The 26,449-nt window shown below is 36.8% G+C and carries 20 protein-coding genes and 1 riboswitch; of the genes, 5 read left to right on the top strand and 15 right to left on the bottom strand.

The window, feature by feature from the left end; translation table 11 throughout:
- Positions 1 to 78: 78 nt before the first annotated feature.
- The 5 genes from hslO to ribD form a co-directional block, all read right to left on the bottom strand.
- On the bottom strand, positions 79 to 957 hold the full coding sequence (hslO, locus tag QZ055_RS02525; RefSeq protein ID WP_105089207.1) for an Hsp33 family molecular chaperone HslO: 879 nt from the start codon (positions 955 to 957) through the stop codon (positions 79 to 81).
- A gap of 194 nt (positions 958 to 1,151) precedes the next feature.
- Positions 1,152 to 1,613 (bottom strand): 6,7-dimethyl-8-ribityllumazine synthase, encoded by a 462-nt coding sequence (ribE, locus tag QZ055_RS02520; protein ID WP_295824436.1) that lies wholly within the window; start codon positions 1,611 to 1,613, stop codon positions 1,152 to 1,154.
- Between the two features lie 72 nt (positions 1,614 to 1,685).
- On the bottom strand, positions 1,686 to 2,888 hold the full coding sequence (locus tag QZ055_RS02515) for a bifunctional 3,4-dihydroxy-2-butanone-4-phosphate synthase/GTP cyclohydrolase II (RefSeq protein WP_295824435.1): 1,203 nt from the start codon (positions 2,886 to 2,888) through the stop codon (positions 1,686 to 1,688).
- Between the two features lie 16 nt (positions 2,889 to 2,904).
- Positions 2,905 to 3,561 (bottom strand): riboflavin synthase, encoded by a 657-nt coding sequence (locus QZ055_RS02510; RefSeq protein WP_295824433.1) that lies wholly within the window; start codon positions 3,559 to 3,561, stop codon positions 2,905 to 2,907.
- A complete protein-coding gene (gene ribD / locus QZ055_RS02505; RefSeq protein ID WP_295824431.1) occupies positions 3,542 to 4,756 on the bottom strand; it encodes a bifunctional diaminohydroxyphosphoribosylaminopyrimidine deaminase/5-amino-6-(5-phosphoribosylamino)uracil reductase RibD in 1,215 nt (404 codons plus the stop codon). The genes QZ055_RS02510 and ribD overlap by 20 nt, the downstream gene beginning before the upstream one ends.
- Before the next feature lie 68 nt (positions 4,757 to 4,824).
- A riboswitch (FMN riboswitch) is annotated at positions 4,825 to 4,940 on the bottom strand.
- A 286-nt stretch (positions 4,941 to 5,226) separates the two neighbouring features.
- On the opposite strand from ribD, the gene poxB reads away from it, so the two are divergent.
- A complete protein-coding gene (poxB, locus tag QZ055_RS02500; RefSeq protein WP_295824430.1) occupies positions 5,227 to 6,969 on the top strand; it encodes a ubiquinone-dependent pyruvate dehydrogenase in 1,743 nt (580 codons plus the stop codon).
- Positions 6,970 to 7,065: 96 nt separating this feature from the next.
- On the opposite strand, the gene QZ055_RS02495 is transcribed toward poxB, so the two are convergent.
- From QZ055_RS02495 to QZ055_RS02470, 6 genes are all read right to left on the bottom strand, one after another.
- Positions 7,066 to 7,524, bottom strand: a complete 459-nt coding sequence (locus QZ055_RS02495) for a hypothetical protein (protein WP_295824429.1) — start codon at positions 7,522 to 7,524, stop codon at positions 7,066 to 7,068.
- Between the two features lie 54 nt (positions 7,525 to 7,578).
- Positions 7,579 to 7,788, bottom strand: coding sequence for a hypothetical protein (locus QZ055_RS02490; protein ID WP_295824428.1), 210 nt, complete (start codon positions 7,786 to 7,788; stop codon positions 7,579 to 7,581).
- A gap of 586 nt (positions 7,789 to 8,374) precedes the next feature.
- Complete coding sequence (locus tag QZ055_RS02485; protein ID WP_295824427.1) at positions 8,375 to 12,166, bottom strand: PolC-type DNA polymerase III; 3,792 nt, start codon at positions 12,164 to 12,166, stop codon at positions 8,375 to 8,377.
- A gap of 2 nt (positions 12,167 to 12,168) precedes the next feature.
- Positions 12,169 to 13,146, bottom strand: coding sequence for a DNA polymerase III subunit delta (gene holA, locus QZ055_RS02480; RefSeq protein WP_295824426.1), 978 nt, complete (start codon positions 13,144 to 13,146; stop codon positions 12,169 to 12,171).
- 11 nt (positions 13,147 to 13,157) lie between these two features.
- A complete protein-coding gene (locus QZ055_RS02475) occupies positions 13,158 to 15,380 on the bottom strand; it encodes a ComEC/Rec2 family competence protein (protein WP_295824439.1) in 2,223 nt (740 codons plus the stop codon).
- Positions 15,337 to 15,906 (bottom strand): helix-hairpin-helix domain-containing protein, encoded by a 570-nt coding sequence (locus QZ055_RS02470; RefSeq protein ID WP_105089216.1) that lies wholly within the window; start codon positions 15,904 to 15,906, stop codon positions 15,337 to 15,339. The genes QZ055_RS02475 and QZ055_RS02470 overlap by 44 nt, the downstream gene beginning before the upstream one ends.
- A 111-nt stretch (positions 15,907 to 16,017) precedes the next feature.
- Between QZ055_RS02470 and QZ055_RS02465 the strand changes: the two genes are divergently transcribed.
- Positions 16,018 to 17,247 (top strand): aminopeptidase, encoded by a 1,230-nt coding sequence (locus QZ055_RS02465; RefSeq protein ID WP_295824424.1) that lies wholly within the window; start codon positions 16,018 to 16,020, stop codon positions 17,245 to 17,247.
- 161 nt (positions 17,248 to 17,408) lie between these two features.
- Here the strand turns inward: QZ055_RS02465 and QZ055_RS02460 are convergent, their stop codons facing one another.
- From QZ055_RS02460 to QZ055_RS02450, 3 genes are all read right to left on the bottom strand, one after another.
- Positions 17,409 to 17,888, bottom strand: a complete 480-nt coding sequence (locus QZ055_RS02460) for a dCMP deaminase family protein (RefSeq protein WP_119206709.1) — start codon at positions 17,886 to 17,888, stop codon at positions 17,409 to 17,411.
- Positions 17,889 to 17,964: 76 nt separating this feature from the next.
- Positions 17,965 to 20,433, bottom strand: coding sequence for a leucine--tRNA ligase (leuS, locus tag QZ055_RS02455; protein WP_295824423.1), 2,469 nt, complete (start codon positions 20,431 to 20,433; stop codon positions 17,965 to 17,967).
- 90 nt (positions 20,434 to 20,523) lie between these two features.
- Positions 20,524 to 22,239: a glycosyl hydrolase family 18 protein gene (locus QZ055_RS02450; RefSeq protein WP_295824421.1), complete on the bottom strand. Its 1,716-nt coding sequence runs from the start codon at positions 22,237 to 22,239 to the stop codon at positions 20,524 to 20,526.
- A gap of 153 nt (positions 22,240 to 22,392) precedes the next feature.
- Here QZ055_RS02450 and lgt point away from each other — a divergent pair, with 153 nt between their 5' ends.
- A complete protein-coding gene (gene lgt / locus QZ055_RS02445) occupies positions 22,393 to 23,217 on the top strand; it encodes a prolipoprotein diacylglyceryl transferase (protein ID WP_295824419.1) in 825 nt (274 codons plus the stop codon).
- A 133-nt stretch (positions 23,218 to 23,350) separates the two neighbouring features.
- Here lgt and trmFO read toward each other — a convergent pair whose 3' ends face one another.
- On the bottom strand, positions 23,351 to 24,667 hold the full coding sequence (gene trmFO, locus QZ055_RS02440) for a methylenetetrahydrofolate--tRNA-(uracil(54)-C(5))-methyltransferase (FADH(2)-oxidizing) TrmFO (RefSeq protein ID WP_295824417.1): 1,317 nt from the start codon (positions 24,665 to 24,667) through the stop codon (positions 23,351 to 23,353).
- A 23-nt stretch (positions 24,668 to 24,690) separates the two neighbouring features.
- Between trmFO and QZ055_RS02435 the strand changes: the two genes are divergently transcribed.
- Positions 24,691 to 25,044 (top strand): hypothetical protein, encoded by a 354-nt coding sequence (locus QZ055_RS02435; protein WP_295824416.1) that lies wholly within the window; start codon positions 24,691 to 24,693, stop codon positions 25,042 to 25,044.
- Positions 25,045 to 25,322: 278 nt separating this feature from the next.
- Positions 25,323 to 26,363 carry a hypothetical protein gene (locus tag QZ055_RS02430; protein WP_295824415.1) on the top strand — a complete coding sequence of 347 codons (1,041 nt, stop codon included), beginning with the start codon at positions 25,323 to 25,325 and terminating at the stop codon, positions 26,361 to 26,363.
- The last annotated feature ends 86 nt before the right edge of the window (positions 26,364 to 26,449 follow it).

Below are 26,449 nucleotides of genomic sequence, written 5' to 3'. Positions count from 1 at the left end.
TTTATTTTCTCATAGAATAGAAAAACAGGCTATAGGAAAAACCTAGTAGCCTGTATTTTTTCAACATATTATAAAGTTTTATTGAATTGGACCTTTAGGAGCAAACATATCTTGTAACTCTTCACGTGTGAAATGATATTTTTCATTACAATAGTGACAAACAAGCTCTGTTACTTCATCTTCTAGAATAGCCTCTTTATCTTCTTCTCTTAATGTCATAAGTACGGCACCAAAGCGATCGCGACCACAACGACATTGGAAGTGAATTGGTTCATTATATACTTCATTAACAGTTAGGCCGTCAAGAACGCGTTCCATAAGGCCTTTACCATCTGGATTTGCTTTCAAATATTCTGTAATTGGCCCTAATTCATTAATATTCTTTTCCACTTGGGCTAATGCTTCATCTGTTGCATCTGGTAAAGCTTGTACGATAAAACCGCCTGCCACAACAGTATGATAATCTGGATCTACTAATACACCTAAGCTAATAGTAGAAGGTACTTGCTCAGAAGCATATAAATAGTAAGCCAAATCTTCTGCTACTTCACCACTTTGAATAGGACTTGTAGAGGTATAATCTTGTGCTAATTGTGTAAAGCGAGTCACTTGCACTTCCCCATTATGACCTACTGCAGCACCCACATCAAGTTTACCAGCACGTTTCAAAGGCACATCCACATGTGGCTCATCTACATATCCACGAACTGTATTATCTGCAAAAGCATCTACGTGAACAACGCCTAGAGGGCCATCACCTTTGATGCGAAGACTTACATTTTCATGGTTTTTAAAGTCCCCAGCTAATAAAATAGCCCCTGTCATAGCACGACCTAATGCAGCCGTTGCTACAGGCCATAAATCATGACGTACACGAGCCGTTTCAACAGTATCTGTTGTTACCGCTAAAGACATACGAACCCCTTCGCGGGTCGTAAAACGTTTTATATAATCCATTCTATCATTCCTTATTTCTAATTAATAAATCGTACACACTTAATAGTGCTTATATAGTATATCATGTCATAGAATTACTTTTCAATAATAGGGAATATATGTTCGTCTACACTAATTTCAAATTAAAAGAACATATTTTCGATAATATAAAAACACCCAGCATCATGAGATACTGAGTGTTTACTATGTAATTATTAGAATTGATCGATAAGGTTAACCATTTCAATAGCGCCCATAGCACAGTCGTAACCCTTATTGCCAGCTTTAGTACCAGCACGTTCGATAGCTTGTTCAATGTTTTCAGTAGTTACTACACCGAACATAACAGGAATACCAGTTTCCAAGGAAACATGAGCAATACCTTTTGCTACTTCATTACATACATAGTCATAATGAGTTGTAGCACCACGGATAACAGCACCTACACAAATAACTGCATCGAAGCGACCAGATGAAGCTGCTTTTTTAGCGATTAATGGAATTTCATAAGCACCTGGTACCCAGATTACTGTAATATCCTCTTCTTTTACATCGTGACGCAATAAGCAATCTTCAGCACCACCGATTAATTTAGATGTAATAAACTCGTTAAAACGAGAACCGATGATAGCAAATTTTTTACCAGTACCTAATAAGTTACCTTCTTGAACCTTCATTATGTTGACCTCCTATATTCCATTAAAGGAAATTCTTATGTGACGAGCAATTTGTTAAATAAAACCAAATAATTAGTCTTCTAACATATGACCCATTTTCTCTTCTTTTGTTTTTAAGTAGCCTGCATTGAATTTATTGGCTGCAATGATAAGTGGTACACGGCTAGTTACATCAATACCCCAATGTTCTAATCCATGACGTTTTTCAGGATTATTCGTTAACAAGCGAATACTTTTAATACCTAAGAAGCGGATAATTTGAGCCGCTAAGGAGTATTCGCGCATGTCTGCAGGGAACCCTAATTGCTCATTAGCCTCTACAGTATCTAAGCCTTGTTCTTGCAAAGCATAAGCTTTAATTTTATTAGTTAAACCGATGCCACGACCTTCTTGACGCATATAAACAACAACGCCTTTGCCTTCTTTATCGATGGCACGTAATGCGTGGTCTAATTGTTCACCGCAATCGCAACGTTTAGAACCAAATACATCGCCTGTTAAACATTCTGAGTGAATACGAACAAGAACATCGTCACAGTTTTGAACATCACCCTTAACAATAGCTAAATGTTCTTTATGATCTAAATCATTTTTGAATACAAAGATGTTAAAATCACCAAATTTAGTAGGTAGTTTAGAACAAGCACCAAGCTCAATCATATCTTCATGTTGTTTACGATACTCAATAAGTTCTGCTACAGATGCAATTTTAAGATCATGTTCTTTAGCGAATTGTAAAAGGTCAGGCAAGCGAGCCATATCGCCATCGTCTTTTGTGATTTCACAAATAACAGCTGCCTCTTGCAAACCAGCTAAGCGGCAAAGGTCGATAGATGCTTCTGTATGACCTTGGCGAACTAATACGCCACCCTCTTTATACACGAGGGGGAATACGTGGCCTGGGCGACGGAAGTCTTCAGGTTTAGCATTAGGATCTAGTAATTTTTGAATTGTATACGCACGTTCTGCTGGAGATACGCCTGTTGTAGTATCTACATGGTCTACAGTAACGGTGAAAGCTGTTTCATGATTGTCTGTATTTTTAGCAACCATTGCAGGGATGCCAAGCTTTTCTAGAGCTTCACGGCGCATTGGTGTACATACGATACCGCGCGCATATTTAACCATAAAGTTAATATTTTCTTGTGTAGCAAACTCTGCAGCAATGATAAGATCGCCTTCATTTTCACGGCTTTCATCATCAACGATAATAACAGGTTTACCAGCTTTAAGGTCTTGTAAGACCTCTTCAATAGAATGTAATTGTTCGCTCATAGGAACGCTCCTTACCTTATATAAATCCATTCTCTACTAAGAGGGATTGCATAGTTTTCTTAGGTTTCTCTTCGGTAGGTTCACTACCAAGATTCATAAAATGACGAATATATCGACCAGCAATATCCGTTTCTAAATTGACCTCCGTCCTAATGTGAGCAGAACCTAGAATAGTTTCACTCAATGTGTGAGGAATGATAGATACGGAAAAACTGCTGTCCGTTCGTCGCATAATAGTGAGGCTAATACCATCGATCGTAATGGATCCCTTATAGATAACATAATCCATAACAGATTTTGGAGCCTCTATGGTAAAGATAATGGCATTATCCGTTTGTTCACGGTTAATGATGCGGCCTGTACCATCTACGTGTCCAGCTACAATGTGACCACCAAATCTACCGTTAGCAAGCATAGCTCGCTCTAAATTGACTGGTTGATGAACTTTCAAATTTGTGAAAGTAGTCATCTTAATTGACTCAGGCATTACATCAGCTGTAAATACGCCATTACCAATTGTGGTCGCCGTCAAGCACACACCATTAACAGCAACGGAGTCACCGATTTTCAGATCACTAAAAATCTTTTTACCCCGAATTGTAATAGCTAAGGATTTAGGGCCTTTTTTAATGCTTTCTACACGGCCGATTTCTTCAATGATCCCCGTGAACATAAGCGCCCCTCCTTCCTTGACGATATGCTTCAATACGAATGTTATTATCTAGTACAGTTGTTTTTGTAAAGGTTAATTGCGGCGAAGAGTCTAAACTTTCAAAACCACGACCACCTACGGCAGGTGTAGCCTCTGTACCACCGATTATAGTATTACCAATATAGGTAACCACCTTATCAAAGTTCATGGACTCTACAAAAGAGCTGATAATAGCAGAACCACCTTCAACTAACACTGAAGTATAACCAAAATCTCCCAACTTTGTAAGAATATCATCAATAGATAATTTCTTAATATCTATGACAATATCTGTGCTTTTACTTTTACGAGTAGACACTGATTCAACAACCGTTACAAGAGCTCCTACTTGTTCTAAAGCCTGTATCCGTTCTTTAGGACAACCTTTAGATACAAATATATGAACCTTGCGAGTATCTACTTCAAATACACGACTTGTGGTAGGCGTTCTACCAAGACTGTCTAATATGATGACATCTGGTTGATGAACTGTAATCGGCTCATCAAGAATGTTTCTATCCAATATAGCATCTGCTAATTCATCATCACTAAGACGACAGTTTAACTGAGGATTGTCTGCTAAGATTGTACCGATACCAACGAGCATAGCATCATGAGTAGCACGTAGTACATGTCCATCACGACGGGAGGATTCATTAGTAATCCATTGGGATTGGCCTGTAAACGTTGCAATCTTACCATCAAGTGACATAGCGCTTTTAATGGTTACAAATGGCTTTCCCGTCTGTATGTACGTAAAGAAATGCTCATTTAGCTCAGCACATTCATCACTACAAACAGGAACGACAACTTCAATCCCCGCTTCTTTAAGAAGCTCAATACCTTTACCAGCAACAAGTGGGTTAGGATCTGTGCTGCCAATTACTACCTTAGCTATACCAGCATCTATAATTCGAAGTGCACAAGGTGGTGTTTTACCATAATGAGAACAAGGTTCTAATGTTACATATAAAGTAGCACCTTTAGCATTCTCACCGGCCTGATTCAGTGCATGCACCTCTGCATGAGCAGTGCCAGCTTTGTGATGATAGCCTTCACCGATTATTGTATTGTCTTTCACCACTACAGCACCCACCAAAGGATTTGGTGAAGTATGTCCTGTGGCTAGTTTTGCCAGTGCAATGGCGCGTTTCATATATGCTACATCATCCACCATATCACCTCAATAAAAAAAGGACTATATACATAGTCCTTGGGTAATCATAATTGCGCACAACAAATGTGCCTCGTCTTTTCTCATCCAGACTGTACTGTCGGTATCGGAATTGCACCGATTCATACCCATAAGGTTCGCGGACTATACCGCCGGTAAGGAATTTCACCTGTCCCCAAAGACTCATCTATTTTCTTTATGAATTAATAGTAACACTTTTATTAGGGTTATGCAAGAAGTATAGATTTATACTGAGAAATATTATTAACTAAATTATGACATTTATATTTAAAATATATTCTCTTTTTTACTTATGAATGTGATTTATTTTTTTAAGATTAAGACTCTATAAACTATGTATACAAAAGTTGGTGATTTATATCACATATTTACAATATGAATAGGACTATCATGAAATATATAGTTAAATAACTATATTATATTGATATTAATTATTAAATTAAGGTGATAATATGGCAAAAAAAAGAATTTCTGATGTACTCATAGATGTCTTAGCTAGTGCTGGCATTGAACGTATTTATGGCATCACTGGCGATAGTTTAAACTCTGTAAACGATAGTTTACGCCGCAATGGTAAGATTGCCTTTGAACATGTACGACATGAAGAAACAGCAGCCTTTGCTGCAGGTGCAGAAGCATCCTTAACTCATAAATTAACTGTATGTGCTGGTAGTTCTGGCCCTGGTAACTTACATTTGATTAATGGTCTCTTTGATTGCCACCGCAATCGTGTTCCAGTATTGGCTATTGCCTCCCACATTCCTCAATCTGAAGTAGGGTTAAATTATTTCCAAGAAACACATCCTGAAAACTTGTTTAAAGAATGCTCTTGTTTCTGTGAACTTGTATCCAATCCTAAACAAATGCCTGAAATTCTATTCCGTGCTATGAATGCTGCTGTAGGCAATCAAGATGTTGCTGTTATCGTTCTTCCTGGGGACGTTGCAGTTATGGAAATGGAAATTGATGAGTTACCTGTTTGGACTCCTCCTCGTTTACCTCATATCGTGCCACAACGCGACGATATTGAAGAAATGGCCGCTCATTTAGAAACTGGTAAACGTATTACTCTCTTCTGTGGTGCAGGCTGTGAAGGTGCTCATGACGAAGTCGTTGAATTAGCAAAACGCTTACAAGCACCAGTAGTACACGCTTTCAGAGGTAAAGAATGGGTTGAATGGGATAACCCATATGATGTTGGTATGACTGGCCTTTTAGGTTATACATCTGGGTATCGTGCTATTGAACAATGCGATACACTCGTAATGCTTGGTACAGACTTCCCTTACCGTCCATTCTATCCAGAAAATGCGAAAGTAATTCAAGTGGATAGAGATCCTAGTGCTTTAGGTCGTCGTGTTCCTCTTACACAAGGTATTATTGGTACTGTAAAAGATACATTAAAAGAATTATTACCTCTAGTCGCTCAACGTGGCGATACTGAATTTATCGACACTGTACGTAAAGCGTATACTAAATTTAGAGCTGACTTAGATAGCTATGCGGTAGCTGAACCAGATGGTGTGGCTATTCACCCTCAATACTTTGTAAACCGTCTTAATAAATTAGCTGCTGAAGATGCTATCTTTACCTTTGACGTAGGTACACCAGTAATTTGGACTGCTCGTCATTTAAAAACAAATGGTAAACGTCGCATCTTAGGTTCTTATAATCACGGCTCCATGGCTAACGCTATGATGCATGCCATCGGTGCTCAAAATGCATGTCCAAATCGTCAAGTCATTTCCCTTTCCGGTGATGGTGGCTTCACAATGATGATGGGCGAAATGTTAACATTAAAACAACTTAACTTACCAGTTAAAATCTTTGTGTTCAACAACGAAGAACTTAGCTTCATCGCCATGGAAATGAAAGCTTCCGGCTACCTAGACTATGCTACTGACTTTGTAAATCCAGACTTTGGTAAACTTGCGGAAGCAGCTGGCATTAAAGGTGTAAGCATTCAAAACTCTAGCGAAGTAGACGAAAAAATCATGGAAGCTCTCAACCATAATGGCCCAGTCATCGTTAATGTTCGCGTAGATAAACAAGAACTTGCTATGCCACCTAAAATTGCGTACCAACAAGCTAAAGGCTTTAGCAAATACTTGATCAATGCCATCCTTGATGGCCGTGGTACAGAACTTAAAGAAATGGCCAAAACAAACTGGATGAAATATAAATCTCTATACTAAAAATCTGCCAATTTACAAAACCTGCCAAACTAAATAAACTGCAAAACTTTCAAAAAGAGGAGTCATCATTTGATGACTCCTCTTTTTTACTTAAAATTAATTATATACTGTTATAAAACCTTCAGTCCATCCTCTAAGATTAAGTGTAATAGGATCGATACCTAAACACTCTAATCCATATACTTTAAATATATCCCAGGTCTTATACCAAGCTAATGCCGCCTCTGCATATTCTAAAGTACTAAATAATCCCACGTATCCAGAAGAAGTATAATTAGCATCTAAATCATAATCATACCAAACACCATAAATTTTGTTATTTACTATTTCATAGTTAATCTCCTCACCTAAATGAGCACAGTCATTTAAATAGTGAGTTGTTATAGAAAAGGAATCATCATCTAACTCAGAAAATCCAGACAATATTTTAGACTCAGCTAGAGCCGTTTCGGCTAAAGATAACTTAGAGAAAAAGCCTAAGCAAAAATACTCTGTATAAGGTAACTTCTCATTCCTTTTATAATGTGCTACAGCTTCATATATTGGAACTCTCATAATTCACCAACTTGCTATAATATAAACACAATAAATATCATACTTTAATTATTTTTATCTATAGTAATCGTCCTCGTAATCGTCTTTATACCGTATTGCATCGAGATCTGATGGAGATAATACATTTCCCTCTTCATCAACATATTCTCGGAATTCGTTAAAATATACACCTGGAATATCGGATTCTTCTAACTCAGGCACATCCTCAGGCTCAATATCCCAAAATTCTATCTCCACAGATTGATTTTTGTTTTTGTCTATCATTTCCTTACACTTCCTTTATTAGAAACGTCTATTTAAATAAAAACCAATTTACTACAATATTAACTACTATCAAAAAAATAATTCGACTATATATACTAAGTCGACTAATAACATCAGTTAATTTATAAGGTAAATTCGTTTCTTTATTAATAACTTGATTTACAATCTTATTCAAACAAATCAATTTAAGCATTTCAGATATAGATACTAAGAATAAAACAATAGAAAATATCTTATTACTATAATCAGCAAAAATTAAACCTAAATAAATTACTAAAACTTGAAAGATTTGTATAAATAAAAAAGATTTATTTCTTTTAAAAGAAACAGATACAAAATATATCTCTTTTGATTTAACTAGAAATACTATTGTAATAATAGTCATTAATGTTATAAAAAGAAAAATCATGTTATCCTCTTACTGTCTTTTTGACAAGCAATAATATTATTAATTAAACACAGCAACACATATAAATCATTTATTTTTAAATTGTAACTTTATTTTAGCAAAATGTACAAAAATAAGCACTATAGCCCATTTGGGATATAGTGCTTACTTTATATTTAAGTTTTAACTTGTATTTTATTATGCTCCAAAGAGTGACATTTGTTCGTCTTCAGGTAGTTCACCACAGCATTTGAGTTCTTTCATAAGATCAATGATGGTGTTAGATACCTTACAACGACGTTGCAAGTCTTTTAAAGATGTAAACGGCCGTTCTTCTCGTTCAGCTACGATAGCATCAGCTACTGTTTCACCTAAGGAGTCAATAGCTAAGAATGGCGGCAATAAGGCACCATCTTTAATGCTAAAGCGTCTAGCTTCAGAGTGTTGAATATCTACATTGATAAAACGATAGCCCCGTTGGTACATTTCCATAGATACTTCTAATGCGCTCATAAGGTCCTTATCTTTAGGACTGGCAGCGCGATCAAGAGCCTTAATACGATTGAACTCAGTCATTTGAGTTTTAAGGTCTCCCGTCATGATGCGTAAGTCAAAGGCCTTTGCACGAATGGAGAAGTATGCTGCATAAAATGCCAATGGATGGTATACCTTAAACCAGGCAATGCGGAATGCCATCATTACATAAGCAACCGCATGGGCCCGTGGGAATAGATAGGAAATCTTTTTACATGATTCAATAAACCATTCAGGAATATTGTTCTCACGCATTTCTGCTTCAAACTCCGTCGTAGCTTGACCTTGTTTGTTTCGTTTTTCAATGCCCTTACCTTTACGTACGTTTTCCATTACAAAGAAACTATGCTTTCTATCCATGCCACGATGGATTAAAAAGTTCATTACGTCGTCACGGGTAGAAATGGCTTCGTTCAATTTACAAGTACCATTTTTGATGAGATCTTGGGCGTTGTCGAGCCATACGTTTGTACCATGAGAGAAACCAGAGATACGAACTAAATCAGAGAATGTTTGCGGACGAGAGTCTTCAAGCATGCCCCGTACGAACTTCGTACCACATTCTGGCACAGCCAAGCTGGCTACTTGGTCACCTTGTAATTGTTCAGGTGTTAAACCAATCCCTTCTGTAGAAGAGAATAAACTCAATGTTTTTGGATCATCAAATGGTATAGTTTTTGCATCTATACCAGTCAAATCCTCTAGCATACGAATGATAGTAGGATCATCATGGCCAAGAATATCAAGTTTAGTCATACGACCTTCAATAGAGTGATAGTCAAAGTGTGTTGTTAATACGCCACTTTCCTTCTTATTCGCAGGATGCTGTATAGGTGTAAAGTGATGCACATCCATATCACGAGGACATACCATGATACCACCTGGATGTTGACCAGTAGTATTCTTTACATTCGTAAAGCCTTTTGCCAAATGTTCAAAGAAACCACTGCGAGCTTGAATGTCCCTTATTTCAGCGTACTTTTTAACATAACCAAAGGCAGTTTTATCAGCGATAGTACCAATAGTACCGGCTTTAAATACATTGTCACGGCCAAATAGTTCTTCCGTATATTTGTGAGCTTTTGCTTGGTAATCACCGGAGAAGTTAAGGTCGATATCTGGAACCTTATCACCTTCGAAACCAAGGAAGATAGCAAACGGAATATCATGACCATTTGTTTGTAACGCATGACCACACTCAGGGCAGTCTTTACGAGGCAAGTCAAAACCACCTGCATATTCGCCCTTTTCAAAGAATTCTGAATATTTACAGTTAGGACATACATAATGTGGTGGTAATGGGTTTACCTCTGTAATCTCAGACATGGTAGCTGCAAAAGAAGACCCTACAGAACCACGAGAACCTACAAGATATCCATCATCAAGAGATTTTTTTACTAGTTTATGAGCTATGTAATACAATACGCCATAACCATTAGAAATAATACAATCCAATTCATAATCTAGACGCTCTTGTACAACGCGTGGCAATGGATCACCATAAATAGCCTTCGCATTTCTATAGCACATTTCTGTGAAAGCTTCATCGGCGCCTTCAATTTTTGGTGAATATGTGCCGTCTGGAACTGGTTTGATATCTTCAATACTATCATTAATAGCACGAGTATTAGTAACTACTACTTCATAGGCCTTTTCTTCACTTAAATAAGGGAAGGATGCCAACATTTCATCTGTAGTACGCAAGTGCAAATCTGGTTGTTCATCCGCATCTGGATACCCACATGCAGTTAACATAATTTCACGATATATCTTTTCTTCTGGTGTTAAATAATGAACGTCACAAGTAGCACATACAGGTTTATTTAAAGCTTCCCCTAATTCGATAACGGTTTTATTCATATCGATAAGAGCTTGCTCATCTGGCATAAGGCCTTTACGAACCAAGAACATATTGTTCGTATGTGGTTGAATTTCAAGATAGTCGTAGAAAGAGGCTACCTCAAGTAACTCTTCCTTTGTAGCGCCGCGAACGATGGATTGCATAAGTTCCCCAGCTTCACAAGCAGAACCAATGATGATACCTTCACGATGTTCTTCAATAACAGAACGTGGCAAACGAGGACGAACCTTGTAATGTTCAAGGTGAGATATAGAAATCATCTTATAGAGATTACGTAAACCTACCATATTTTTTGCTAACAAGATAATATGGTAACGTTTGTCTTTTTCTTTTTTCTTCTTTTTATCTAATACAGGCTCTTCATCGCGAGTTACTGTCTCATCTTCAATAAGATAACCCTCTACACCGTAGATAACCTTAACGCCCAACTCTTTACCAAGAGCTTGAGCCTCAGGGAAGGCTTGTACTACGCCATGGTCTGTAATAGCCACTGCAGGATGGCCCCATTTTTTTACTGTTTTAAATAGATCCTTAACAGATACAAGAGCATCCTTATCACTCATCTTAGTATGTAAATGAAGCTCTACGCGGGAGTCTGGTCGGTTTTCTGTACGTTCCACGCTCGTAGTTTCCATAGCCTCGATGCTTCGAATAGATAAGATATAATCTTTATCGAATCGATCATCAAAGCTGACGCTACCTTGTACTCGAACGCGTTGTAAGCCTTTTAGCTGTTTAAGTAACGCATCCCCCTCTTCAGGACTGTTTGTAAACTTAATAAATTTAATGCTATTTGTATCATCTACGATACTGCCGTTAACAATACTTTTACCAGTCTTAGTATCCCGTTTATCTAAGCCTACAAATACACCTTCAAAGATGACGCTTGGCGTATCTAAGGTACCCATGATCTTAGAGGTAACACCTTCAATTTTAGGCCCTAAAATCATACCTTCGTCAGTAGGCGCATCCTTCGGTGCACGACGAGGATATTTGCAATCCCCTTCACTACCTTTAGCCGTAGATTTTGTAGTACTTTTAGGTGCAAAACCTTTGCTTACTTTAGGTGTACTGCTCACAGATGCGACAGTATCATTATTACTAGATGCGGCAGCAGTTTGATTAGAACGAGACACAACAACTGGACTATTGTTGAAATAGCCTAACTCAACAGCCTCTACGAATGGAGCAAAATCATCTTCGTCAACATCATCATATTCATCTTGTTGATCATATCCTGCAAAGGACTTGCCTCTAGGGGCTTGATTTTTAGCCTCTTCAGCCTCACGTTGCGCCTCAGCAGCTTCAATCCATTCACCAGCTCCGCAGCCGCCACCATAATAATAGGTATCTAAACCTTCCCCAGTTTCAGTATCTACCTTCCAGGCGAAGCAACAAGCTGTATCGGTATTAGTTGGAATATCGTCAAAAGAGATATTCTTATCCTTATACCATGCAGATAATCTTTCACGCAAACTAAGTAATGTGGAAAAGGCTGAGTCTGCTGCTTGAATCGTCACATGTTGGCTATGACAGTTCACATAGAAGGATGATTTCTTATTCTGTTTTGGTACAACACGATAACGTACTTTCATTTTTATCCCTTATACCCACAATAGGTAATACATAAATCTCTAAATCGCCAAATATCGCCCCTGCTACTACGGCTATCCAATATAATCTCATAGAGTCCTTTTAATAAAGCTCGTAGCGCCTTAATTGAAATTCTAGGACTCGCCTCATAAGCTAACTTAATCGGATACGGTTTAAATGACGAATCATGGTCCTTACATAAGTTTTGTATAGCTTGAACAGACATTCCCGCTTGGCGGCATTCGCTAACCAGTAACTGTAAACGTAATTGCCCCTCAATATAGCTCATTGCACGGTCTAATTCTTTATAGCCGAACATAAACGGAAATAGTTCAAGCAATGTATCAATATCTCGTTTTAACAGAGCCTCTTTAAAGGTGAAAATGTTTTTAGCCCCATAATCGCTACCATTTTCTTCGAGAAACTCTTTAGTAATGACTTTATCACCTGTAATTTGTAGAAAATACCGGTCAAATTCGGTTCTCATAAAAGAAACCGGTACATCTTGCCACAAATCGATGAGATGAGCTACATATTCCTGTGCATCAGGTGTCATTTTAAATCCATTAGACGTACAGTACTGACGTATCCACATCACAAGGTCTGCCCCTTCAAGGCGCTTGCATTGATGATTTGGTATTTTATCTAGAAGCTCTTTATTCTGTTTAATGCGTTTATCAATCATATCATGATAAATCAAAAGGATGGGGTTATCCCCGTTATATTCCATGAGAAGTTCATATAATGGAGCCCAAGCATCGCTATTTTTACCGCTTTTACGAATAATAGGTAAGTTCACTAAGCAAAATACCTTTTGATCACCAAAAAGAGAATCTTCACATAGCTTTTCACTAATCTTCTGTGGCCCAGCTTCATCATCTAATACTGTTACTGGAAGGTCAGGATAGGCACTTAAAAATTTACGTTTTTCTTCTTCAATTAATTGTGGCTCATCGCCATAAATGAGTTGAATATGTGCCATAATTCCTCCTTTCACAGATAGATATCTTTAATGTAACTGTACCCCATTATATACATGTGTTCCGATGATGGATCCACATCGCGTAATACACCATGAGGGCTGCTAAGTAAAACCATATTATGCGGTAATACTCGACCAATTTCATTCATTGAACTAGAACGACTCGTAATAAATAATGTATTAGTCTTATCTTTTAATTTTAGATTTTTTTCCCCTCTTTGTCCATTATATACATCGATTTCTTTCATACTATTTTTATATATTGTTTTTGCAGATCCGTTACTATGAAAGTAGTCTACTTTTACAACCTTTGGATTGACACCATATGCTCGTATAGCTTGATTGATAAGCCTTTCATTAGGTGTAGTTTTAATATGGTCTGGCGCATCAATTAATACATAGGCCCCTTCGTGATTAGGTTCTATACAAAGTAACACATTACACTGCTTCATAGGAATATAGTGAACCAATACATCCTTATGATAATGTGTAACATAAAATGATGCCCCAAAGCTGATAATCATAAAAAACAAGGACATAACTATATAAATAGTATACTGTTTTCCATGTGTCAAAAAGTACGTAAATAAACCTAATAGGACAAAATACATATAAGCACAATAAGGATTCATCATGCCGAACCAAAGTAAACTGCCACTACGACCTAACACATGATTTAAATATAAGGATATACGTAATAGTGCATCTATCAATGACCATAGAAATGATATTGGCATTATAGAGCTAATAATAGTACTTATAAAAATTAAAACGATAGATATATCTAATAAAGGTGCCACTATACAAGCTGCTAACAAACTAGCAATACTGATATAGTGAAAATAATACAGCTGTAGCGGTAAGATGAGCAACTGTGCTGACACACATAATACAAGGGGTGTTTTAATCCATTTTGGTAACCATTGAATACGTTCATATAATACTTTTCCCCATATGAGCAATCCATAAGTTGCACCAAAGGATAGCTGAAAGCTTACATCAAATATAGAAAAAGGATCATATACTAAACATAGTATGGCACATATGCATAATGCCTGCTTCGCTTGATATAATCGACCTTTTATGTAAGCCATACACATGAGTATGCTCATTATCGTTGCCCGTACAACAGGAGCATCGCCACCAACGACACCACAATACATGCAAGCTACTAAAATGCCAATAGTCAAACTAGTTCGTTTTCTTAATTTAATAAGTCGTCCCAGTCCATATACCAGTGCTAATAAGAGCGCAATATGTGAACCTGATATAGATAGAATATGAATAAGCCCTGTATAGGAAAAATCCTTCATTGTATCTTCCCCTAGCTCACTATAATGGCCACCTAAAGCTAATGATTGTGCTAATACATGTTGTGGACCCTCTAGATAATTAGAAATAGTTTTATCTATAGACTCACGTATTGATCCACAAATAAATAAGAGTTTCCAATATATTTTTTCAGAAAAGAGCTCTTTATAGTTGAATGCTTGTAAGTCTTTATTTGTAGCAGTTCTATATACACCATCGTAGATTCGCCCTCGAGAATTGGAACTCATATATCGACCGCGAAGATTAATACGACCTTCCTCTTCGATAAGAAATAAGGACTTTGGTGTACCTTCTACAACTGCGTATTCCCCTAGTCGTATGGGATGTTTGGTGGTAGACACCTTTGAATATACCTGTAACCTTCCCTGTGCATTAATATAATCATTTTTGGCAGTATCTTTATAAGGATGTAAGCCATGAGTTTTAATTGTATATTTGTAGTACTCCTGTCCGTTCAAATTTACTCTTTCAGGAGCAGTTACAACCGTACCAAGATATTCTCCTTCTTGCTGCAAATAATATGAAGTATAGCTATTAAAATGTATAATCCGTAAATCTGTTTGATAATACGACAGTCCTACAAAAACGGACACTAAAACTATTAACTTACCAAGTGATCGCCACCAATTAGACGATTGTAAGACTTTAAAAACACCGACACCTATAATGGCTATCCCTATCGCAAAGATGTAGTACATTTGATTGAGTACAGGAAAATAATTTCCATACCCTAGTATTGTTCCTATAATGATAGATCCTAATATAACATGTGCCCATTGACTATGAGTTAACACCACTTTTGTACGATCAATAATATTTGTATGTAGTGGCATACCTTCGTGATTACAATTTTGATTGTTAAATTGTAATTTTGTCTTTAATTTTCTTAAATACGCCGTCACCAATGCCCTTCACCCCCTTGATACCTTCAACGGAAGTAAAGGGGCCTTTTTGTGAACGATATTCCTCAATTCTTTTAGCCATGGCAGGGCCTATACCTGGCAGAGAGTCTAATTCTTTTGCAGTGGCAGAGTTTATGTTTATCTTATTACCACGCAATAACACTTCAGGATTACCGTGAAAGTTAAATACTACATGGATATGATCACCTGCAGTAACTGGCTTAGCCATATTTACCGACTCTACATCTGCATACGGTAATAGTCCTCCTGCTAGCTTAACAATATCACCTACAGTAGCTGAGCTTTCAAGCTCATATAAACCAGGTGAAGCGACTGCACCTGTTATATAAGCGATTGGTTTATTAGGCTGTTGTTCTACAGTAGATATAGAAGAATTTCCATCTATACCCCCTTCAGCTAGGACAGAATCGCTTTCATCTGTTATAATAGGCCATAGGAAATAAATTCCTACTAAAATACATAGGATTAATACAATTATCATATAGGGCTTCAATTTAACTTTCATAGTGCACCTCCTACTGAAGGATTTCCCTATGAAAAACAAAACTCCTACCGATGACTCTATTGGTCACACTAGCAGGAGTTTAACAATTGATGACGAATTAAAGGAGAAATTATGAATCAAGATACATTAAGAAAATATGCCCGTACATTATTACGATACGGTGTAAACTTGCAGCAAGACCAAACATTAGTTATTTCTGTAGATGTAGAAAACAAAGACTTTGCAGTGATTGTTACTGAAGAAGCTTATGAACTTGGTGCTAAGGAGGTTGTTCTGAACTGGAGATGCTCCCCAATTGCCCGTCAACGTTTATTACATGCTAACGAATCTGTTTTAGAAAAACCTGCTAACTGGATACCGGAATTCTACAAACAATACATCGATGATAAGGCAGCCTTCTTATCTTTAATCAGTGCTAATCCAAAAGCCTTAGAAGGTATTCCAACAGATCGTATTTCCTTACAATCTCGTAACTTAAATAAAGCGTTATCCTTCTATCATACAGCCATCATGAACTCTTCTGTTACATGGTGTGTTGCTTCTGTACCAACAGTTCTTTGGGCAGATTTACTTGGCTATGAAGGTACTGACGAAGAAAAAATCGATCAATTGTGGACAACATTATTAAAACTTTGCCGTATTGAAGGTATTGAACCAAAAGATACATATCGTCATCACATGGCAAAATTGCGTCGCCGCTGTGAAGCATTAAATAAACTAGACTTAAAATCATTGCGTTACACTTGTGAAAACGGCACCGATCTTTTATTAGAATTGCCAGAAGGCCATATCTGGCTAGGTGGTGAAGAATCCTCCAAAGATGGTACTATTTTCAATGCTAATATTCCTACAGAGGAAGTATTCTCTGCCCCTCAATATAATGGTGTAAATGGCGTTGTGCACAGCACAAAACCATTAATTTACCATGGCAATACGATTTCTGATTTCTCCTTCACGTTTAAAGAAGGTAAAATCGTAGAATACACTGCAAAAGAAGGTTATGAAGTACTAAAAGAATTAGTAGAAACTGATGAAGGTTCCCACTACCTTGGTGAAGTAGCATTAGTGGATCACTTTAGCCCAATTAGCCAATCTAACCAAATCTTCTACGAAACATTGTTTGATGAAAATACGTCCTGCCATTTAGCGATTGGCGCATCTTATCCTACATGCCTCAAAGGTAGCGATGGTTTATCTGAAGAAGAATTAAAAGAACGCGGCCTTAACCACTCCTTAACACATGTAGACTTTATGATTGGTCATGAACGCATGAATATCAAAGGCTACACTCGTGATGGTCAAGAAGTAGACATTATGATTGATGGTCGTTTACAAGTATAAACATAACTACAAAACAATCATAAATTGGATGACAGCAAAGAACTATATGTCTAGTCTAACGTCTCTAGTAGATATCAATTTATATTGGAAAACTACATATGAAACAGACCCTATATACGCTTGTATATAGAGTCTTTTGATAATAGTAAAAATTTATTCTATTACAATGTGATATTTAAAGTACGGCCTGTAGGTTTATATTCAATAATCTCTACACCTGCAGTTTTTAACATCCTCTTAGATGCTTTTACCTCTTTTGTATCCTTATAGAGGTCATCGCGGTAGATAACAGCCTTAATACCACTTTGAATGATTGCCTTAGCACATTCATTACAAGGGAATAATGTGACATAAATCTTAGAACCCTCTAGAGAACCGCCGCGATAATTTAGAATGGCATTGAGTTCACTATGTACAGTATAAAAATATTTATTATCATCTGCTGTATCGCGTTCCCATGTAAAATCATCATCGCTACAGTTTAAAGGCATGCCATTATAGCCAATAGATAAGATTTTATTATCATTACTAACGATGCACGCACCAACTTGTGTATTAGGATCTTTAGAGCGTTGCGCTGCTAAGATGGCAACGCCCATGAAGTATTCATCCCAGGAAATATAATCGCTACGTTTTGCCATAATTACCTCACTATAAAATAAGCCCCCTTCTACTTATGTAGTTGGGGGCTTACTGTATTAAACGAATAGAATATCGTTATTTAACTACGATATTTACAAGTTTACCAGGTACATAAATAACTTTTACAATATTTTTACCTTCTGTAAACTCTTGAACACGACTAGATTCTTTAGCCAATGTTTCTAATTCTTCTTTTGTAATATTTACAGAAACAGTAAGTTTATCACGAACTTTACCATTTACTTGTAATACTACTTCTACTTCATCTACAACGAGAGCTGCCTCTTCGTATACAGGCCATTTTTCAGTATGGATGGATGTAGTTTCACCCAATTCATGCCACAACTCTTCTGTCATATGAGGAACGAATGGTGCTAAAAGAAGTAATAAGAAATGAGTTAATTCATTAGCTAAAGCACTATTGATTGTTTCAGCTTTGTCCTTATGAGCGTACATAGCATTTACTAGTTCCATGATAGCAGAAATAGCAGTGTTGAAGTTGAAGTTGTTATCGAGGTCTTCTGTTACCTTTTTGATAACACGATGCAATTCACGACGCAAAGCAAATTCGTCTTTTGTAAGTTCACCAGTTACATTTTTCTTAGCTTCTTCGTTGTAAGCATCAACAATACGCCATACACGACCTAAGAAACGGTAAGAACCTTCAACGCCTTGGTCAGACCAATCAAGGTCACGATCAACAGGAGCCGCAAATAGAATAAACAAACGTGCAGTATCAGCACCATAAGTATTGATAATTTCTTCAGGAGAAACTACATTACCTTTGGATTTAGACATTTTGCTGCCTTCTTTAAGAACCATACCTTGTGTCAACAAGCCACGGAATGGTTCGTTAGCTTCGATAAGGCCTAAATCGTAAATAACTTTCACAAAGAATCGAGAGTACAACAAGTGCAAAATAGCATGTTCAATACCGCCGATATATTGGTCAACGTTCATCCAGTAGTTAGCGATTTTCTTATCGAATGGAGCTTGGTCATTTTTAGCGTCTGTATAGCGCAAGAAATACCAAGAGGAATCGATAAATGTATCCATTGTATCTGTTTCACGACGTGCAGGACCACCACACTTAGGACATGTAGTATTTAGGAAGCTTTCAGATGTAGCCAATGGAGATACGGCACCAGACTCAAATTTAACATCCTCTGGCAAGCGTACAGGCAACTCTTCTTCAGGAACAAGTTGTTCACCACATTTTTCACAATATACTACAGGAATTGGCACGCCCCAGTAACGTTGACGAGAAATCAACCAGTCACGAAGACGGAAGTTTACCTTACCTTCACCAATGCCGCGTTCGTTAAGAGCAGCTGTAATAGTTTTACGAGCCTCTTCAGATGTTTGGCCATTATATTCACCAGAATTAACGAGGATACCATCTTCATGGTACCATTCTTGCCATTTTTCAAGGCTGTATTCTTCACCTTCACAAGCTACAACTTGTTTAATAGGCAAATCATATTTATGAGCAAATTCCCAGTCACGTTCATCATGCGCAGGGGAACCCATTACGGCACCAGTACCATAGTCTACCAATACATAGTTTGCGATCCACACAGGAACTTGTTCGCCAGACATTGGGTTTACTGCATAGGAACCAGTGAACATACCTTCTTTAGGTGCTTCTGTAGATGTACGGTCAATATCACTCATATTGCGCATACGCGTAATGAAAGCTTCCAATTCAGCTTTATTAGGCGCATTTTCAATAAGGCGTTCCACATATGGATGTTCAGGAGCCAATACTACATAGCTTACGCCATAAATAGTATCAACACGTGTAGTATACACAGATACGCGTTCATTGATGGATGGTACTTCAAAGGAGAATTCTGTACCTTCAGAACGGCCAATCCAGTTCTTTTGCATCAATTTAACGCGTTGTGGCCAATGATCAAGAGTGTCCAAATCAGTTAACAAGCGATCAGCATATTCTGTAATGCGCAAGAACCATTGAGACAAGTCTTTTTTCTCAACTGGGTTGTCACAACGCCAGCAAGCGCCATCGATAACTTGTTCGTTAGCCAATACAGTATGACAAGTTTCACACCAGTTTACTTTTGCTTCTTTTTTATAAGCTAAGCCTTTTTTATAGAACTGCTCGAAGAACCATTGCGTCCATTTGTAGTAATCTTCTTTACATGTTGCAACTTCGCGCTCCCAATCATAGGACAAGCCAAGTGCTTTTTGTTGCAATTTCATGTTCTCGATGTTGTCGAGTGTCCATGTTTTAGGTGCAATACCATGTTTGATAGCTGCGTTTTCTGCAGGCATACCAAAGGAGTCCCAGCCCATTGGATGTAACACGTTAAAGCCCTTCATTTTTTTGAAACGAGCTACTACGTCACCGATGGAATAGTTACGCACGTGACCCATGTGTAAGTTACCAGATGGGTACGGGAACATTTCTAATACATAGTATTTTTCTTTGGATTCATCATATTCTGTTTTAAATGTATGGTTATCATCCCAATACTTTTGCCACTTTTTCTCAATATCTTGGGCTACATATTTTTCATTCATGTAGGGGCCTCCTCATATAGTCAACCTCATTAGTTGCCGTTTTATAATCAATATTTTTATTTTACTACTTACTATGAAAGCAGTCAAACTCTAGCGTTTTACTACTTGTACAGATTTTGTTAATTCGTTTTTAGTAGTTGTATTTTGAACAGATCTATGGCTCTTATAAGAAGCAATTGTATTCTTTGCATCTTGTGCATCACGTTCCTTTTGAGCCTTAGCTTCTTCTTCTAAACGCTTTTTCTCTGCCTTGGCTTCCTCAGCTTGACGTTTTTTCTCAGCTTTAGCTTGCTCCGCTTCTTCTTTAGCTTTGCGTTTAGCTAATTCTTTTTCTTCTTTTGCCTTACGTTTTGCTTCCGCTTTAGCAGCTTTGGCCTTTTCTTTTTCTTCTAAACGCAATTTATATTGTTCAAGCTTAGTTAATGGTTTAGTTTCTTCTACTACTGGTTCAGGAACAACCGCTGTAGGAGATTTAGGAATACCGCGGCCTAAGTCTTTGCCTTGAATCATAGCAATAGTAGATTCATCTTCAAAGCCTTTACGCCATGCTGCAAAACCACCGAGCTGTAATTCTTTTACAAGGTCTAGTTTCAAACCTAAAGACGTATTATCTTCAAACCAAATACGATCGGAACCAGACCCAGTTGGGATAGATAAATAATATAATTTTAATCTATCATCCCATGTCATTTTATCCTTGTAGTTTACAAAGTAACTACCTGTATTTTTCATAGCCAGTGTTTCGCCCTTAGCATAACCATTTGTATCATGCCATAAGCGCATATAGAATGGCACACCAAGTACTAGTTTTTGGGATGGCACTTCAGAAAGCATTTTTTCTGTATGATTGCGAACCCATGGATAACTTGCTACAGGACCTGCTGTGATACTCTTAGCCCATGTTTCGTCATAAGCCATGAGAACTACATAATCTACGGAATTTGCAAAGGCGCTGCGGTTATATACTAAAGACCATTCTGGGCTATCAGAATAACCGGTTACATCAATAGATGTTTTAATATTGTATTGATGTAAATGGTTAGATAAATACGCTACAAAGGCTGTTAAACGATCACGGTCGGCATAATCAATATTTTCAAAGTCAAAGTTATACCCATCAAAGCCGTAAATATAAGCATATTGCACGAGGTTATGAGCATATTTTTTCCATACAGATTGATCTGCTAAGATACCACTAGTAAAGCCAGGGTCAAATCGATTCGTAATTAAAGGCCATACGTGGTAACCTTTACTCTTATAATCGTTAACATAATCAATACTTACATTAGGACTTGCTTCGAGGCCAAGGCTATGCAATTTAAACCAACTTGGAGAAATGATATTATCGCCGCTAGCATTGAGTTTTGCTTGATATGGAGTTCCCTGTGTGGGCCATGGATCAAAAGCCCAAGACAATGGTGTTTGCATTGTATACGGAGCTTTTACCGTAGAAGCTTGTGGTGCAGGACCTAGTGTTAATTGTCCATTCGTCTTGGTATAGCTTACACCAAGCATAGCTGGATCAGACTCAATATCGACATAGGTCGTGCCATTTTTGCTGGTTGTGGGCAATTTTACAGGTTCACCAACAGCAGCAGGATCTAAAACGATAGTATTCCCTTGCAATACTGTTTGAGGTACATATACCGTATAGGATGTTTTATATTGATTAGCTTCGTAATGACGCGTAGTATTCGCCAAGAATTGATCGATAGGCACTAATACTTCTGCTTGTACAGCTGTACTAGACAATGCAGACATCACCAAAGCAGTTAAAGATTTTAAAATAGTAGATTTACGAATCATGAACTCTCCTAACTCTAGTCCCCTAAAGGGGATATAATTTCAATCTCTATATTATACCATATTATATAGAATTCCTCTCAGTTGTTGCATGAAGGGTACATGTAATTTATAATTTACCTTATACAATACAAGTTATTACATAAGGAGTTTTATATGCATCAATATCTATTTTTTATAGGTGACTTCCCTATCAGGGCTTATGGTGCCATGTTAGCTTTAGCTATCATCTGTGGTGCCTCTGTTGCCTATGTTTTATTAAAAAAAGATGGTCGTGGTTGGCATGAACATATTATCGACTTTTCCATTACGGTTGCCATAGCTGGTCTCATCGGGGCCCGACTATGGGATGTATTCTTCTTTGATTGGCACTATTATGGCAATCATTTATTAGAAATTCCCTTTGTATGGCAAGGTGGTATGGCCATTCAAGGTGGCGTTGTATTAGGCACCATTGCAGGCTACTGGTACTTACGTAAAAACAATATCGATTTCTGGGCCTTTGCTGATTTATTTGCCCCTGCCTTAATTTTAGCTCAATCTGTAGGGCGTATGGCAAACCTCTTAAATGGCGATGCCTTTGGCCATCCTACGGGTGGTAACTTTGGCATTCTCTATCCTGAAAGCACGTTAGCACATCGCACTTACGGCAATCAACCATTATGGCCTGCCGAAATCTGGGAAGGTCAAATCGACATTCTTATCTTTGTGGCCCTCCTATTATTTAGCTCCTTTAAACATGCTAAAGGGCAAGTATTCGTACTATATGCGATTCTCTACTCTACAGCTAGATTCTTCCTTGAATTCTTGCGCGGCGACTATGTAGACTTAACACTAGGCTTAAAATCTGCTCAAATGACTAGTCTTATTGTTATTATCGTAGGCATTTGTCTATTTATCTATCTAGGCTACTTAGAAAAGAAAAATCAACCTGTACTTGAAACTACAGAAACAGCGCCTAAAACGAAAAAACGTAAATAATAACAAATAATAAGAAACATATATTATGAATAAAAAAATCCTTCATTCATGGGTCTCCCTTTGAATGAAGGATTTTTCTTTATAAGTCTAAAACTCATATAGTATGGAGTAATTTATTTTATATGGCCAAAGTTTATAAATTTTCTTTAGCTTTTAATGCATCTAGATCTTCTAATGCACGATTAGCAATGAGTGCATTTTTCTCTTTTTTCTTGCGTATTTTTTGAGGCCATGGGTCCATAATGCCAAAGTTGACATTCATAGGTTGGAAGTTAGACCCTTCATAGTTAGAAATATAGTGACTAAGGGATCCAATAGCTGTAGTTTTAGGGAAGTCTATAAATGACCGTTCTTCTAAATAACGGTCCACTTGTAAACCAACCATAAGACCACTAGCAGCAGATTCTAAATAACCTTCTACGCCTGTCATTTGGCCCGCAAAGAATAAACGCGGTTCTTTTTTTAGTTGGAATGCATGGTTCAACAACTCAGGAGAGTTGATATACGTATTACGATGCATAACACCATAACGAACGAATTCTGCGTTTTCAAGGCCTGGAATCATACCAAATACACGTTTTTGCTCGCCCCACTTTAAGTGAGTTTGGAAGCCTACCAAGTTAAACATGGTACCTTCCTTATTTTCTTTACGCAATTGAACTACTGCATAAGATTCCTCATTGGTACGCTTATCTACTAAGCCTACTGGTTTTAATGGTCCATAGCGCAATGTATCTTCACCACGGCTTGCCATAATTTCTACAGGCATGCAACCTTCGAAATAGATTTCTTTTTCAAAATCCTTTGGTTGCACTGCTTCAGCCGTTGTAAGCTCATGCCAGAATGCTTTGTATTCTTCCTCTGTCATAGGACAGTTAAGATAATCTGCATCGCCCTTATCATAACGAGAAGCAGCAAATACTTTATCATAATTCAAAGATTCTGCTGTAACAATAGGTGCTGCTGCATCGTAGAAGTAAAAGCCTGTTTCACCAGTTAATTCTTTAATCTTATCCCCTAATACTTCAGATGTAAGGGGACCAGAAGCAAAAATAACAGTACCTTCAGTAGGAATCTCGGTTACCTCTTCGTGGTGCACCGTAATATTAGGATGGCCTTTTACCTTTTCAGTCACCATTTCACTAAATAGATGACGATCAACGGCTAAGGCACCTCCAGCAGGTACAGCAGTAGCATCAGCACATTCCATAATAATGGAGCCTAAACGACGCATCTCTTCTTTCAAAAGACCTACTGCATTTTCAATATTGCCAGCCCGTAAGGAGTTACTACATACGAGCTCTGCAAATTGATCTGTTTGATGCGCAGGAGAACTCTTCACGGGGCGCATTTCATATAAGTCTACATGAATGCCACAATTAGCGAGTTGCCAAGCCGCCTCAGAACCTGCTAGGCCCGCACCAATAACAATAACATTTTTATTATTCAACAGTTGTTTCCTCTTTTTTAGCTTTGCTAGACTTTTTAGATTCTTTAGATTCTGGAGAATATGAATTGTCTATATCTTCTAAAAATGAAAAAGAAATACATAATTTGCTCTCAAAGAATTATAAAAATTTAGAATTAGAAAGAATTACAAAATTGAAACTAGAACCATTGTTGGGTGAATCAAGATTATATTTATATTCAAGCTTTCATCTCTTAGGTACATATACAATAGGTGAGGGGGACGAAGTTGGAAACTATATGCTAGAACATGGTAACAATCCAAGCGGAAAACATTTACTTTATATTTTGTTATCACTAATTGTAATGTTATCAATAAAAAGTTATAAAAATACAAATATACTAGATAACAGCAACTAATTGTATGTTTTAGAAAATATGCAAAACAATAATCAATAGAATTTGTTAACAAGCTATAGATTATTACAGAACATTTAATTATACAAAATGGCGCAGAATACGGATTTGAATTCTCTTTAGTAAGAAAAGAGGGCGATGTATATATACAATTAGAAAATGGAGAAGCAAATGTACATATAGAAGTTGAAACTGAATAATAAAATAAAGTATTAGAAAATTAGTTTTCTAATACTTTATTTATTTCTTTAAATATGTTAATATATGTATGAGGTGAAAAAATGAAGAAGCATGGAAAAATAATAATAACTGTTGTGATAATACTAGTTATTATTGTTATAATTACTATAGTTTGTATGAAAAATATAAAACAAAAAGACAAAGAAAACGTAGGAGAAATAATTACAGAAGAACGATACAAAGATATAGAAGAAATTTCTACATATAACAATCCAATAATTCCAGAAGGATTTAAAAAAATAGAAACAGAAACAGCGAGTTGGGAAATAGAAAAAGGCATTCCTAAAGGGTGGAATAATGGACTAGTTATAGAAGATGAAATAGGCAATCAATTTGTATGGGTTCCAGTAGAATCAATACCAAATGTAATAGGTGGAAATATTAAGGATGATTATATCTTTTATAGAGGACTGAATTGTAATGAAAAAGAGTTGATACAAATTTTAAAGTATGGTGGATTTTATGTTGGAAGATATGAAGCAGGGTTACCACAAGAAATTATAGACAATACAACAGAATTTAGTAAAGATACTAATAATGTGGAAGGGATACCTACAAGTAAAAAGGGACAAATAGTTTGGAACTTTATAGATTGGAATATGGCAAAAATCAATGCTCAAAAAATGTATAATAAAAATAATATTAGTAGTGATTTAATTACTTATAATCAATGGGATAAAATCATGTATTGGTTGGATAATTCAGGGTATGATATTAAGGATAGCAGAGATTATGGAAATTATTCAAATATCAATTTTGTTTTCGATGGAAAATACTCAATTGATTATGGAAAAACTTATGAATATAATAATGAAAAGTCAAAGGTAATATATAATATGATTCTTTCAGCAGGAGCCACTGAAAGAAATAAAACTAATAATATTTATGATTTAGCAGGAAATGTGACAGAGTTTCAAGATTACAGAAGATATATTAATGGTGATTATGGAATAGAAGAAGATTATCGTAGCAGAGGAGGATATTATGACAGTGTTGGTACTGGTTATTCTATTTCTAGTGATATGTCAATATCAGAAGCCAATAGTAGACAAGGATTTAGAATTGTTTTGTATCAACAATAATCATTTTCTAATCAAGATATTATTAATTTAATATACTTTAATCATTTTAAATGAGTGTCAATATACGAGGCTACTTTTCAGTAGCC

This window comes from uncultured Veillonella sp., assembly GCF_905209685.1.
Taxonomy (GTDB): Bacteria; Bacillota; Negativicutes; order Veillonellales; family Veillonellaceae; genus Veillonella.
Note: the sequence above shows the minus strand (reverse complement) of the source record. Positions and strands in the feature narration are given on the sequence as shown.

Coding starts and splice junctions, on each gene's coding strand:
- hslO (WP_105089207.1), bottom strand. CDS start 957: ATGGATTATATAAAACGTTTTACGACCCGCGAAGGGGTTCGTATGTCT.
- ribE (WP_295824436.1), bottom strand. CDS start 1,613: ATGAAGGTTCAAGAAGGTAACTTATTAGGTACTGGTAAAAAATTTGCT.
- QZ055_RS02515 (WP_295824435.1), bottom strand. CDS start 2,888: ATGAGCGAACAATTACATTCTATTGAAGAGGTCTTACAAGACCTTAAA.
- QZ055_RS02510 (WP_295824433.1), bottom strand. CDS start 3,561: ATGTTCACGGGGATCATTGAAGAAATCGGCCGTGTAGAAAGCATTAAA.
- ribD (WP_295824431.1), bottom strand. CDS start 4,756: ATGGTGGATGATGTAGCATATATGAAACGCGCCATTGCACTGGCAAAA.
- poxB (WP_295824430.1), top strand. CDS start 5,227: ATGGCAAAAAAAAGAATTTCTGATGTACTCATAGATGTCTTAGCTAGT.
- QZ055_RS02495 (WP_295824429.1), bottom strand. CDS start 7,524: ATGAGAGTTCCAATATATGAAGCTGTAGCACATTATAAAAGGAATGAG.
- QZ055_RS02490 (WP_295824428.1), bottom strand. CDS start 7,788: ATGATAGACAAAAACAAAAATCAATCTGTGGAGATAGAATTTTGGGAT.
- QZ055_RS02485 (WP_295824427.1), bottom strand. CDS start 12,166: ATGAAAGTACGTTATCGTGTTGTACCAAAACAGAATAAGAAATCATCC.
- holA (WP_295824426.1), bottom strand. CDS start 13,146: ATGGCACATATTCAACTCATTTATGGCGATGAGCCACAATTAATTGAA.
- QZ055_RS02470 (WP_105089216.1), bottom strand. CDS start 15,906: ATGAAAGTTAAATTGAAGCCCTATATGATAATTGTATTAATCCTATGT.
- QZ055_RS02465 (WP_295824424.1), top strand. CDS start 16,018: ATGAATCAAGATACATTAAGAAAATATGCCCGTACATTATTACGATAC.
- QZ055_RS02460 (WP_119206709.1), bottom strand. CDS start 17,888: ATGGCAAAACGTAGCGATTATATTTCCTGGGATGAATACTTCATGGGC.
- leuS (WP_295824423.1), bottom strand. CDS start 20,433: ATGAATGAAAAATATGTAGCCCAAGATATTGAGAAAAAGTGGCAAAAG.
- QZ055_RS02450 (WP_295824421.1), bottom strand. CDS start 22,239: ATGATTCGTAAATCTACTATTTTAAAATCTTTAACTGCTTTGGTGATG.
- lgt (WP_295824419.1), top strand. CDS start 22,393: ATGCATCAATATCTATTTTTTATAGGTGACTTCCCTATCAGGGCTTAT.
- QZ055_RS02430 (WP_295824415.1), top strand. CDS start 25,323: ATGAAGAAGCATGGAAAAATAATAATAACTGTTGTGATAATACTAGTT.